The 13037-nt window shown below is 56.6% G+C and carries 9 protein-coding genes and 1 tRNA gene; 3 read left to right on the forward strand and 7 right to left on the reverse strand.

The annotated features are described in order from the left end of the window. Positions 1 to 19 precede the first annotated feature (19 nt). Positions 20 to 811: a helix-turn-helix domain-containing protein gene (locus AB7M26_RS08195; protein ID WP_123497369.1), complete on the reverse strand. Its 792-nt coding sequence runs from the start codon at positions 809 to 811 to the stop codon at positions 20 to 22. 139 nt (positions 812 to 950) lie between these two features. Here AB7M26_RS08195 and AB7M26_RS08200 point away from each other — a divergent pair, with 139 nt between their 5' ends. Both AB7M26_RS08200 and AB7M26_RS08205 read left to right on the forward strand, forming a co-directional pair. Further along, positions 951 to 2054: a polyamine ABC transporter substrate-binding protein gene (locus AB7M26_RS08200; RefSeq protein WP_123497371.1), complete on the forward strand. Its 1104-nt coding sequence runs from the start codon at positions 951 to 953 to the stop codon at positions 2052 to 2054. Between the two features lie 228 nt (positions 2055 to 2282). Further along, positions 2283 to 2591: a hypothetical protein gene (locus AB7M26_RS08205; RefSeq protein ID WP_123497373.1), complete on the forward strand. Its 309-nt coding sequence runs from the start codon at positions 2283 to 2285 to the stop codon at positions 2589 to 2591. A 61-nt stretch (positions 2592 to 2652) separates the two neighbouring features. Here the strand turns inward: AB7M26_RS08205 and AB7M26_RS08210 are convergent. The 5 genes from AB7M26_RS08210 to rpsU all read right to left on the reverse strand — a co-directional run bounded on the left by AB7M26_RS08210 (position 2653) and on the right by rpsU (position 11199). Continuing rightward, a tRNA-Ile gene (locus tag AB7M26_RS08210) sits at positions 2653 to 2729 on the reverse strand. Positions 2730 to 2744: 15 nt separating this feature from the next. Further along, the gene (locus tag AB7M26_RS08215; RefSeq protein WP_123497375.1) at positions 2745 to 6491 is read right to left on the reverse strand and encodes a bifunctional diguanylate cyclase/phosphodiesterase; all 3747 of its coding nucleotides are present in this window, start codon (positions 6489 to 6491) and stop codon (positions 2745 to 2747) included. A 122-nt stretch (positions 6492 to 6613) separates the two neighbouring features. Beyond that, positions 6614 to 8461 (reverse strand): RNA polymerase sigma factor RpoD, encoded by a 1848-nt coding sequence (rpoD, locus tag AB7M26_RS08220; protein WP_123497377.1) that lies wholly within the window; start codon positions 8459 to 8461, stop codon positions 6614 to 6616. 67 nt (positions 8462 to 8528) lie between these two features. Next, positions 8529 to 10502: a DNA primase gene (dnaG, locus tag AB7M26_RS08225; RefSeq protein WP_123497379.1), complete on the reverse strand. Its 1974-nt coding sequence runs from the start codon at positions 10500 to 10502 to the stop codon at positions 8529 to 8531. Between the two features lie 481 nt (positions 10503 to 10983). Next, entirely contained in the window at positions 10984 to 11199 is a 216-nt protein-coding gene (rpsU, locus tag AB7M26_RS08230; RefSeq protein ID WP_002551877.1) for a 30S ribosomal protein S21, read from the reverse strand. A gap of 199 nt (positions 11200 to 11398) precedes the next feature. On the opposite strand from rpsU, the gene tsaD reads away from it, so the two are divergent. Beyond that, positions 11399 to 12424 (forward strand): tRNA (adenosine(37)-N6)-threonylcarbamoyltransferase complex transferase subunit TsaD, encoded by a 1026-nt coding sequence (gene tsaD / locus AB7M26_RS08235; RefSeq protein WP_429388596.1) that lies wholly within the window; start codon positions 11399 to 11401, stop codon positions 12422 to 12424. 23 nt (positions 12425 to 12447) lie between these two features. Here tsaD and plsY read toward each other — a convergent pair whose 3' ends face one another. Beyond that, complete coding sequence (plsY, locus tag AB7M26_RS08240; protein WP_123497383.1) at positions 12448 to 13017, reverse strand: glycerol-3-phosphate 1-O-acyltransferase PlsY; 570 nt, start codon at positions 13015 to 13017, stop codon at positions 12448 to 12450. Positions 13018 to 13037: the final 20 nt, after the last annotated feature.

Raw genomic sequence — 13037 nt, forward strand, 5'->3', positions numbered from 1 at the left:
AAAGTGCCAAGCACTGACTTCAATTTACAGGGCCGATATCCTGTTTTGGCATAAAAAATCGAGCAAACAATTCGGGTTGTGATTTGATGTTTAATTTGGCGTAAATATTTCGGCGGTGAACTTTTATCGTTTCTGCCGACAGGGAAAGTTTTCCTGCTATCTCTTTGTTAGAGAAGCCGCTAAGTAACAGCTTGAGGACGTCCTTTTCGCGTGTTGTTATGTGTGTGCCAAGCTGGAGAATTGTTTCTGGCCATAGAGTTGGTTCGGGGAGGTCTTTTTCTATGTCAGTTTCAAAACACATGCGTTGATGCATTAACGCAGTTACCCATGGTTTGATAATGTCAAGTATTGTTATCTGCTCTTGGTTGAAGCGGGCGTTACTGCCAAAGGAAATGCATAGTGTTCTATCGGCATCGAGTTGAACATTGTACTGCGCTTCATCTACAGAAATATACTGTGCGAAGTATTGGTGATAATACTCGGTTTCAAGAAAGTGCTCCGGTGCAATATCCAGCATATGAAAAAAACCGCTCTGCGGGTTTTCTCGATTAGCTATGTAAAATGGATCCAGCATATAAAGTCCCTTCACGTAGCGATGAATGAATGCATCTACCTCTTCGGTATCTGCTACTTCAGGAAGACTAACAACTTTCACTTGCTGATTGCTAAATATTAATACGACCCAGTTATCAATTTGCACATATTCATTTAGAGTGCGAATAAGTGAACTCCAGAATTCTGGACGGTTCAACTGCATGATCAGCTTTCCAATCGATCGGTGCCAAGCCAGGCTATGAGGGTCGAGTGGCATTTTCTACCCCTTTAGGGTTAGGGACTCGTAGGTTGCGGGTAAGTATTCGTAGGTATTTACTATTCGTCAATGCCGGGTATATTCACGATCAGGATTCACGATGGCCATGAGGGCATGTCGTCTTGACAAGGATAGTTGTATGAGCAAATCACCTTTGCGAACCATTTTTGCAGCCTCGCTTCTCTGTGCAGGGATAAGCACATCAGTGGGGGCTGTAGAGCCTGGGGTGAATCTGTATAACTGGTTCGGGTTTATCGCACCGGAGACCCCAAAGGAGTTTGAGCAGGAAACCGGCACCAGCATCCATATGGATGCGTTCGACAGTGCCGAAATCATGCAGAGTAAAGTGATGGCTGGGCGCACGGGGTACGACGTGGTTGTGGCTACCTCCAACGTGTTGCCAAGCCTGATCCAGGCGGGAGTACTTCAGCCGTTGGATCGTAATCAACTGAGTAATCTGTCACACATCGATCCTGATATCTTGGCCCAGGTTGCGGTCAATGACCCTGGTAATCGATACGCTGTTCCCTATTTATGGGGCACCACCGGCATTGGCTATGACGTTGATAAAGTCAAAGCGGCATTGGGTGATAATGCTCCGGTGAATAGCTGGGACTTGATCTTCAAAGAAGAAAACATCAGTAAGCTCAAGTCTTGCGGTGTGGCAATGCTCGATTCTCCAAGTGAGATCATTTCAATTGCTTTGCATTACCTTGGGCTTCCTAGCAACAGTAGGAACCCCGATGATTACCAGAAAGCTCAAGCCCTGTTGTTAAAAATCCGTCCCTACGTCCTCTATTTCGACTCATCCAGAATCGACTCTGACCTGGCTGATGGCAATATTTGTGCAGTTGTAGGTTGGGCCAATGGTGCCCTTGCTGCGCAGGCGATCAATGAGAAGGCTAATACTGGACGCAAGATTGCATACAGCCTTCCTCGCGAGGGCGCGCTGGTTTGGTCAGAAAATCTGGTTCTGTTAAAAGATGCTCCCCACCCAAAGGAAGGCATGGCATTTATTAATTATATGTTGCGACCAGAAATTATTGCCAAGAGCTCAAATCACACGTTGTATCCGAACGCTAATAAAGATGCCACGGAGTTTGTTGAGCAGAAACTGCGCGACAATACTTGGATTTATCCAGACAAAAAGACCTTTGCTGCACTTGTTCCACTTGAGCCGCTGCCATTGAAGTTGGAGCGAATCCGCACTCGGGTTTGGATCAAGGTGAAGAGTGGTACGTGATCTTTGTTGTTCTAAGAGGATCTTTGTTTTTCCAATACCCCTGCACCTAACGGTTCGGGACTCCTGAAGGGCGCCTGATGGGAAGGTTCTGTATATGCGAAATGGGTGCGTTTCCTGCAATAGTCCGCGTTTATTTGGAGCGCTGCTAATCACGTAGGGAGCAGGGGCATCCCTATCAGCCGACTTACTTAGGGGTTGTCACAAAGATTCTAGGGAAGGAGAAAAATCATGTACCAAGGTGATTGCCAATGCTACTTGGAGTCGGACGAATACAAAGCCTACAAGGAGATTGAGGAGCAGATCGGCCACTGCACGCCCGAACAAGCCTGGGCCATGTATTACGTCTCGATCGGGATGGTGCGTGAAAACATCGCCATGGCGGTGATGGAACACATCGCCAGAGGTAACAAGGCACTGCTGGTTGAGTTCCCCGAACTTGCACCGGCTGAAAGGGAGTTCACCAATCGAGTTAAGGCGGATCACGCAAGCCTTTACAGCGAGGGGGCCACCAGTCCTGGATCGCGACGGTGTCCATAGGATTGTATCAGCGGTGGCCGACCAGAAAACACGAAAACCGCGCAGTGCGCGGCTTTGAGTATGGTGGGCCCAGTAGGACTCGAACCTACGACCAAGGGATTATGAGTCCCCTGCTCTAACCAACTGAGCTATAGGCCCTCAGTAGGCCGCGGATTATAGCGATGGTTTCTCGGCTGTGCTATCCGAAAAATCCAATATGGCTGTACGAAGAAACGTCGCGGCGAATTCGTCGGGGGGAAGTGGCAGGCTGACGATGTAACCCTGGATCTGTTCGCAGCCTTCGGCGGTGAGAAATTGCTGCTGCGCCTGGGTTTCGACGCCCTCGGCGATGACGGTGAATTGCATGCTGCGGCCCAGGGCGATGATTGCGCGAACAATGGCCGCGTCGTGTGGGTCGTCCGGCAGGCCGCGGACGAAGGATTGGTCGATCTTGAGGATGTCCAGCGGCAGGCGTTTGAGGTAGCTCAGGGACGAATAGCCAGTACCGAAATCATCGATTGCCAGTTGCACACCCAGGCGTTTGAGTTGATGTAGCACCGCCAGCGCTTCTTCGGCCTGGCTCATGATGAAGTTTTCAGTGATTTCCAGTTGCAGGAAGCCGGGATTGAGGTGGTTGTCTTTGAGTAATTGCTCGATCCGGCCGAGCAGGTTCGGCTGGCGCAGTTGCGCGCCTGCGAGGTTGACTGAGAGTGGGCCCAGGCACTCATAGACCTGATTCCACTCGTACATCTGTCGGCAGGCGGTCTCAAGTACCCAATCGCCGATTTGCAGGATCATGCCGTTTTCTTCAGCCAGGGGAATGAAGTGCTCGGGAGGTACATCGCCAAAGGTAGGGTGATGCCAGCGGATCAGCGCTTCGGCACCTACCACCCGATGGTCATCCAGACTGATTTTTGGCTGGTAGTACAAAAACAGCTCATTGCGCTCGATGGCGCGCCGCAGTTCATGTTCCAGCGCCACGCGCTCACTGGCTTGGGCGGTGAGGTCGCGGGTGTAGCTTTCAACCCGGTTACGACCCTTGGCCTTGGAACGATACATCGCGGCATCGGCGTTCTTGACCAGCGTGGCGACGTCGCAGCCGTCCTTGGGATACAGGCTGGTGCCGATGCTGGCGCTGATGAAAAACTCGTGTTCACCGGCCTGGAAAGGGGCGGTGAAGCAGTTCAACAGCTTGGTGGCAATGTTGTCGGCATCGCTGGATTGTTGCAGCCCCGGGAGCAGGATGATGAACTCGTCGCCACCCAGCCGCGCCACGGTATCGATATCGCGCAGCTGCTCCTTGAGGCGTACGGCGATGCCTTTGAGCAGCAGGTCGCCGACCGGGTGGCCGAGGCTGTCGTTGATGTGCTTGAAGCGGTCCAGGTCGAGGAACAGCACTGCGCCCTGTCCCCCGTTTTCCTGCTGGCTGTTCAGTGCGGTCAGCAGCCGACTCTCGAACAATGTGCGGTTTGGCAGGCCGGTCAGCGGGTCGTGGTGCGCCTGGTAGTCGAGTTTGGCCTGAGCGTGCTTGAGGCTGGAAATGTCCGCGAACACCGCAACAAAGTGGGTGATGAATTTGTCCCGGTTGCGCACTGCACTGATGGTCAGCCAGCTCGGGTAAAGCTCGCCATTCTTGCGCCGGTTGGAAATCTCGCCCTGCCAATGACCGTCGGCGGTCAACTGATGCCACATCGCCGCATAAAATGCGCTGTCATGCAGACCCGAGGCGAGCAGGCGAGGAGTATGGCCCAGCGCTTCGCTCTCGCTGTAGCCGGTAATTTCGGTGAATGCACGATTGACCGCACTGATGTGCTGTTGGGTGTCGGTGATCAATACACCCTCGGCAGTGCTCTCGAACACCGTGGCGGCCTGCTGCAGTTTCTCCTGCATCAGATGCCGCTCGGTAATGTCCCGGGCAATGGTCAACATGCAGTCTTCATCGCCGATGGGCAACGGCCGGCTTGAAACCTCACACAGCCGGATCTGCCCGTCTTTGCGGCGGATGTGGCAACTGAAGTCGCGCACGAAACCATCCCGATGCAACAGCTCGAGCATCTGCTTGCGTTCGTTGAGATTGACCCAGATCCCCAGGTCCAGGGCCGACCGATCCACGGACATCGCGCTGTTGAAACCGGTAATACGGCTGAAGCCTTCGTTGACTTCCAACAGCAAACCGTCGCTCTGCCGGGACAAGAGCAAGCCGTCGGGAGACGCATGAAAGGCTTTGGCGAATTTCTCTTCGGAGGTTTGCAGTTGTTGCTGGGTCTCTTTGAGCTGACTGATGTCCCGCACGACGACCACCAGGGCCGGGGTCGTATCGAGATCGAAAGGCTCGGCGGAAATCAGGCCGGTAAACACCTGGCCATTGCTGCGGCGAAAGGGCATCTCCAGGTTGCGGATGCTGCCGGCCTGCAAACGCTGCAACAAACCTGGGCCCACGCCGGGTACGCCCCAGATGTTCAGGTCGGTGGCGGTCTGGCCTATGACGTCTTCGGCCTTGAGACCGATCTGTTCTTCGAACGCTTCGTTGACTTCCAGCAGACAACCGTCGGAAAGCCGGGCGATCACCAGAATATCCGGGCATTGCTGGAACACTGAAGCGAACTTCTGTTCCGACAGGCGCAACGCCTCTTCGGTGCGCTTGGCTTCGCTGATGTCGATCATCAGCCCGCGCAGTACCGGTTCATGGGCGTGCTCGATCAGGCTGACGATATCGCGGACCCACAGGCAGCGGCCGTCGGCGGTGATGACCCGGTAATCGACGCTGTGATCGCGCCCGGCTGCCACTTCACGGTCGCAGAAGGTTTGGGCCCGGGTCAGATCCGCCGGGTGGATGATGTTGCGCCAGAAGCCCGGAATCAGCCAGTGGGGCAATGGGTAACCAAGGAGCTCCTCAGCATGAGGTGACACGTAGCTGTAGGTGTAATCGCTGATCCGGGCTTCCCAGGCGATGGCCGAAAGACTCTCTACCAGCCCGCGATAATGGTATTCGCTGCTGCGCAGCTCCTGTTCCAGAGCGACCCGACGGGCAATTTCCGAACTGAGTCGGCGGTTGATCCGGATAACCACTGCCAGCACGATCATCAGAAACAGTAATCCAGGCAGGCCGTAAATCAGCACGTCGAGCCAGATGGTTCGATGGTCCAGGACGTTACCGATCCAATGTTCCTGGATGGCACTGATTTCACTTGGGGTCATGTCTGCCAGGACTTTGTCCAGGATGCTGACCAACAGCTTGTTGTTCGGTGGCACGGCCATCGCCAATTGGTAGCGATAGGGTGTTTCACCGCTGACGTAAAGCCCGTCGAGCTTGAGCTGGCGCAGGCTCCAGACACTGGAGGCGAGATCGCCGACTACGGCGTCCACGGCGTCGGTAGCGAGCGCCTGCAGCGCCGAGCTGACGTTGGGCATCGCCACCAGATTCAGGTCGGGATGGCGGGTGCGCAATAGTTCATGGGGGGCGTAGTTTTCCACCACGGCGATCTTCAGCCCGTACAGGTCTTCGAGTTTGCGCGGTTGGGGGCCTCCGACGTGAGCCAGAATGACAATCGGAAAGTCGAGATAGGGGCGGGTGAACGACAGATACGTCTGACGCTCGGGAGTCGACATAATGCCCGGCAAGATGTCTAGCTTGCCTTGTTTGGCCTGCTGCAAGACTTCAGTCCAGCTGACCGGCTCGATGGGCGTGAGTTTGATGGCCAGCCGTTGGCGGATGACGTTGATGTAGTCCGCTGCCAGGCCCTGATAACGCCCGTGCTCGTCGCGAAACTCAAACGGCGGCCAGGACGCGTCCACGCCCAGGCGCAATTCCGGGTGAGCCGTTAGCCAGCTACGTTCTTCGTCGGTCAGAGTCAACGCGCCAGCCGTTGCGGTCCAGGTCATCAGCGACAGCAAAAGAAACACGGTCGGCCATCTGGGCATAACGGTCTCGTTACGGCTTGGGGGAATGCTTCGAGTGTAGACGGGCTATGCGGCGGGGGGGATGTACGGGGCATTTAATCTGCATAAAGCAAAACCCCCGGCCTGGGCCGGGGGTTCTGTGATCACTCGTCGAGGAAGGAGCGCAAATGCTCGCTTCTCGTCGGGTGGCGCAGCTTGCGCAGCGCCTTGGCTTCGATCTGACGAATCCGTTCACGGGTCACGTCGAACTGCTTACCAACCTCCTCAAGGGTGTGGTCGGTATTCATGTCGATACCGAAGCGCATGCGCAGAACCTTGGCTTCACGGGCAGTGAGGCCGGACAGGACTTCGCGAGTCGCTTCTTTAAGGCTCTCAACAGTGGCGACATCGATTGGCGACTGCATGGTCGAGTCTTCGATGAAGTCACCCAGATGAGAATCTTCGTCATCACCGATCGGGGTTTCCATGGAGATCGGCTCTTTAGCGATCTTCAATACCTTGCGGATCTTGTCCTCAGGCATTTCCATGCGTTCGCCCAGCTCTTCCGGGGTCGGTTCGCGACCCATTTCCTGCAGCATCTGCCGGGAAATACGGTTGAGCTTGTTAATCGTCTCGATCATGTGCACCGGAATACGGATGGTGCGGGCCTGGTCGGCGATCGAGCGAGTGATCGCCTGACGGATCCACCAGGTGGCATAAGTCGAGAATTTGTAGCCGCGGCGGTATTCGAACTTGTCTACCGCTTTCATCAGACCGATGTTGCCTTCCTGGATCAGATCGAGGAATTGCAGGCCACGGTTGGTGTACTTCTTGGCGATGGAGATCACCAGACGCAAGTTCGCTTCGACCATCTCTTTCTTCGCGCGGCGGGCCTTGGCCTCACCGATCGACATGCGACGGTTGATGTCCTTGATCTCGGCGATCGTCAAACCGGTCTCGGTTTGCAGCGCGGTCAGCTTCTGCTGGCAACGAATGATGTCCGGTTGCAGACGACCAATGGCTTCAGCGTATTTGCTTTTGCCTTTGGCCAGTGCATCGGTCCAGCTTTCGTCGACTTCATTGCCCGGGAACTGGCGCAGGAAGTCGGCACGCGGCATGCGGGCATCACGTACGCAAAGTTGCATGATCGCGCGCTCTTGCTGACGCAGACGATCCAGGGCACTGCGAACACGCTCGACCAGGCCTTCGAATTGCTTCGGCACCAGTTTGATCGGCATGAACAGCTCAGCCAGGACTACCAGCTCGGCAATTGCCAGCTTGTTGCCACGACCGTGCTTTTTCAGGGCCTTGCGGGTGATTTCCATCTGATCGGCGACAGCGCCAAAGCGCTGTGCGGCGATGACCGGATCCGGACCGCTTTCGGCTTCTTCTTCGTCATCGCTCGCTTCGGCGTCATCGTCGTCGGTGTCGTCGTCCGCTTTCACGGCTTTCGGGTCGACAGGCGGTGGCACTTCGGCTGCAGGCGGCGCAATGCCGTCGTCCGGGTCGATATAACCGCTCAGGACGTCGGACAGGCGGCCACCTTCGGTGGTGACGCGAGTGTACTCGGAGAGAATATGGTCAACCGTGCCAGGGAAGTGCGCAATTGCGCCCATCACTTCGCGGATGCCCTCTTCAATACGCTTGGCGATTTCGATTTCGCCTTCACGTGTGAGGAGCTCTACCGTACCCATTTCACGCATGTACATGCGCACTGGGTCGGTGGTGCGACCAATGTCGGTCTCGACCGCTGCCAACGCTGCTGCTGCCTCTTCGGCCGCGGCTTCGTCGGTATCGGCGTCGGCCAGCATAAGGGAATCCTTATCTGGCGCAACCTCGAATACGTTGATCCCCATGTCATTAATCATGCGGATGATGTCTTCCACCTGTTCCGGATCTGAAATATCCTCCGGCAGGTGGTCGTTGACCTCCGCGTAAGTCAGGTAGCCCTGCTCACGACCAAGTGTGATCAACTCTTTGATACGAGACTGCTGTTGCGCTTTTCCGGACATAACACCCTATCCACTGAAGGTCTTGGCGGGCAAAAAACAAGCCGAGGATTATACCTGAGCTATGACCTCACGCGCCAGTTGAGGTCGGGCTTGATGCGGAAACATTGCGACTTAAAAGGTCGCGCAGTTGATTTTTCTCTTCGGTGCTCAATTCACTTTGACGTGCTTTTCGAAGAAGTTGTTCCAGGTTTCGCTCGCGTTGGCGGGCTGACAAGCTAGTAATGGTGTCGAAAAACTGTTGTTCAAGGTTATCTCCATCAATCAGCCATTCCTTTTCTGCCAGCGCTTTGAGCAGTCGGCCTTGTTCGGTGCCGTGCCAGCGCGCAATCAGTTGAAATGAGTTTAGCTTGGGATTCTTCTGTACGGCTTCGAGCAGGGCGACCAACAGTTGTGTGTTGGTATGGTCCTCGGCCGCGAAATGCCCGGCATCCTCGACTTTCTCGGCCAGTTGCGGGTGATGCAGCAATGTGCGCAAGGCGGCCAGGGTAGGCGGCTCTACAGCGGCCGGAATCCGTGGCGCGCGCGGCTGATCGCGATCACCGCCGCGTTTGCCATTCTTGTCCCACGGCTTCTTGTCCCATTTCTTGCCGCCTGCGCCAGGCTTCTTCGGCGTCCACTCCTGCTGCGGCGCGTACATCTCTTGTGCCTGCGGCTGATGGTAGTCGCTGTAATCCGGCATGGCGTCGTAATCGATGCCTGGATCGTAAGCGGGTGGCGCTTCCTGAGGCTGAGGCGTGCTTTGCACCAGTTGGCTCACGGCTTCACCACTAAGCCCGGTAATTTCGCTCAGGCGCTGGCGCATCAAGATGCGCAGGTTGGCGCCCGGGACTTTGTCGATCAGCGGCGCGGCGAGGGTGGCCATATGGGCCTTGCCTTCGAGGGAGCGCGGGTCCGATTCTTCGGTCAGCTGTTGAAAAAAGTAATCGGCCAGCGGCTGGGCATGCTGATTGATCCGTGCGCGGAAGGCGTCAGTGCCCTCGGAGCGGACCAGGGTATCCGGATCTTCGCCTTCAGGCAGGAATAGAAAACGCGCCCGACGGCCGTCTTGCAGGCATGGAAGGGTTGCCTCCAGTGCCCGCCAGGCGGCATTTCGGCCCGCCTGGTCGCCATCAAAGCAGAACAGCACGCTGGGCACGACGCGAAACAGGCGCTTCATGTGTTCTTCGCTGGTGGCGGTGCCCAGTGTTGCGACGGCATTGCGCAGGCCTTGCTGGGCGAGGGCGATGACGTCCATGTAGCCTTCGACGACGATGATTTCGTCGAGGTTGCGATTGTTCTTGCGTGCTTCATAAAGGCCGTAGAGTTCCTGGCCCTTATGGAAAACCGGAGTTTCGGGTGAATTCAGGTATTTCGGCTTGTCGTCGCCCAGCACCCGGCCGCCAAAGGCAATGATGCGCCCACGACTGTCGCGGATCGGGAACATTACGCGATCGCGGAAGCGGTCATAGCGCTTGCCGGTTTCGGCGTTCTCGATCAACAGGCCGGCATCGATCATGGCTTTTTGCTGCAGGGTATCGCTGCTCAAGTGCTTGTACAGATTGTCCCAGCCAGGCGGGGCAAAACCGAGACCGAAGTCCCGGGCGATTTCACCCGTTAGTCCACGACCCTTCAAATAGTCCACGGCGGCTTTGCGCGACGGATGGCTTTTCAGGGCTTGACGATAAAAGTCGGCGGCGGCGGTGAGTAGCGGATACAGCGGCGAATCAGTAGGCTGGCGCGGTTTGTGCGCCCGACCGCTTTCTTCGCGGGGAATTTCCATGCCGGCGGCTTTGGCCAGTTCTTCGACAGCCTGGACGAAATCCAGATTGTCGTGGTCCATCATGAAGCCGAGGGCGTTGCCGCCAGCGCCGCAGCCGAAGCAGTAATAGAACTGTTTGTCGGGGCTGACGCTGAAGGAGGGGGTTTTCTCTTTGTGGAACGGGCAGCAGGCAGTGTAGTTCTTGCCGGCTTTTTTCATTTGCAGGCGCGAGCTGACCACGTCGACGATGTCGGTGCGGTTCAGAAGGTCGTCAATGAAGCTCTGGGGAATTAGCCCGGCCATGGCGTTCTCGTCATCTGCGCTGAAATGGACCCAAAACGAAGGGCGGCCAAACGCGGGTCGTTGTTCGAGGCACGCAGGGTGTGCGGCTCGACCTGTGTCGTCTGCGTATCGCTGTCGGGAAGTGTATCTGCCGAAAATCCACTGACGTTAATACCAATCAGTATTCGACTATTTGAAAGTGTTTCGCTGAATCCGGCGACGGCCAGTCATTGGCCTCGGATAGCTCATAAGCGGGCACGCAAGAAGGTGCCTTGGGCTGATCGTCGTGAGAGGAATCAGTGGGTGTGCTCGTCAGTAGCCTTGGAAGGCTCGTCAGAAAAGACGTGCACCGCTGGCAAAAGAGCCAGGTCTGACGCTGTGAAGCAGATTTGTCTCGGTCGCGTCTGCGGCTTTGACGGTGAAGCATCAAGCGTTGTCCGCAAATGCCATTAGCCCGGCTGAGGGCCGGGCTTGGCAGAAGCTTGCTACGATCGTCTGTGTATTAGTACAGACGAACGGCGCGGCGCTGTTCGCGCTGAACTTTCTTGGCGTGACGCTTAACAGCGGCTGCTGCTTTACGCTTACGCTCAGAAGTTGGCTTCTCGTAAAATTCGCGGCTACGAACTTCAGCCAGTACACCGGCTTTTTCGCAGGAGCGCTTGAAACGACGCAGAGCTACGTCGAAGGGTTCGTTCTCTTTTACTTTGACGGCTGGCATCCAGAGCTACCTTCATTCATTACCGGGGTCAACATCCTCGCGGCAAAAGAGCACTTGAAGACGTCGGTTTTTAAGGGTTGCGGATGTTAACCCCTCATCGCTCGGAATGCAAAGCCTCTGATCGAAAACCGCTGGTAGGGGCATCACGCGACGACTATTATGCGCGCCTTCGAATTCAGCCTCTACAAGGCGCAAACCCATGCTAGTACTGGGATTAGAAACCTCTTGCGACGAAACCGGTGTCGCACTTTACGACAGTGAGCGCGGGTTGTTGGCCGACGCGCTGTTCAGTCAGATCGATCTGCATCGTGCCTATGGCGGCGTGGTGCCGGAGCTGGCGTCGCGTGATCACGTCAAACGCATGCTGCCCTTGATTCGTCAGGTCCTGGCCGAGGCCGACTGTGTGCCGACCGAGATCGACGCCATCGCTTATACCGCGGGTCCTGGCCTGGTCGGAGCCTTGCTGGTGGGGGCTTCCTGCGCCCAGGCGCTGGCGTTTGCCTGGGGCATTCCGGCCTTGGGCGTGCACCACATGGAAGGTCACTTGCTGGCGCCGATGCTGGAGCCGCAACCACCGGAGTTTCCGTTCGTCGCTTTGTTGGTGTCAGGTGGTCATACACAGCTGGTTCAGGTCGATGGGATCGGCCAATACACGCTCTTGGGCGAGACCCTCGACGATGCGGCCGGCGAAGCGTTCGACAAGACCGCGAAGATGATGGGTCTGAATTATCCGGGCGGCCCGGAGATCGCGCGTCTGGCGGAGCAGGGCGTTACAGGACGTTTCACTTTTCCGCGTCCGATGTGTGATCGTCCAGGCTTGGCTTTCAGCTTCAGCGGCCTGAAGACCTTCGCCCTGAACACCTGGCAACAGAGCGTCAGCGCCGGGGACGACAGCGAGCAAGCCCGTTGCGACATCTCGCTGGCGTTCCAGCAGACCGTGGTGGAGACTTTGACCATCAAGTGCAAGCGTGCCCTGAAACAGGCGGGTCTCAAGCGTCTGGTGATCGCAGGGGGCGTCAGCGCCAACAAAGCACTGCGGGTTTCACTGGAAAAAATGCTCGGCGACATGAAGGGCGATGTGTTTTATGCCCGTCCGGAGTTCTGCACCGATAATGGCGCGATGATTGCGTTTGCCGGTTGTCAGCGCTTGCAGGCCGGCCAGCATGAAAGCCTGGCGATCAGCGTGCAGGCGCGCTGGCCGATGGAGCAGTTGTCGGCGCTGTGATGAGCGGCGCTCATGTGCGGTATTTAAAAATGCCGTTCGCGCCCGGCAAACAGGTCGCGTAGATTGCCGCGATGACGCCAGACGATCAGGCCTGTGAGCGCGCTCATGGGCAGCAATGCCGCTGGTTCTTGCCAGGCAAGCAGTGGCAAGGTCAATGGTGTGGCAATCAGGGCTGCGAGTGAGCTGGTGCGGGTCAGGTAGAACGTCAGTGACCAGACACAGACCGCCAGCAGCGCGGCGGGCGGGTAGAGCCCCAGCAGCATGCCAGCCGCGGTGGCGACACCCTTGCCACCGCGAAAGCGGAAGTACAGCGGAAACAGGTGACCGATAACGGCGCAGACGCCAATCCAGGCCTGTTGTTGCAGTGAAAGGTCTACTGCAGCTGCGATCAATACGGGTAGCAGACCTTTGTTCAGGTCGCCGAGCAAGGTCAGAATGGCGAGTTTTTTGCCGGCCAGACGCAACATATTGGTGGCCCCGGCATTGCCCGAGCCACTCATTCGCGGATCGGGGTTGCCGGTCAGGCGGCTGAGCAAAATGGCGAAGGACAGAGAGCCGAGCAGGTAGGCGAGGATCGCCAGTAACCAAAACATGCTAACTATTCCGGGCGAGG

This window comes from Pseudomonas sp. F-14 TE3482 (genome assembly GCF_053629455.1).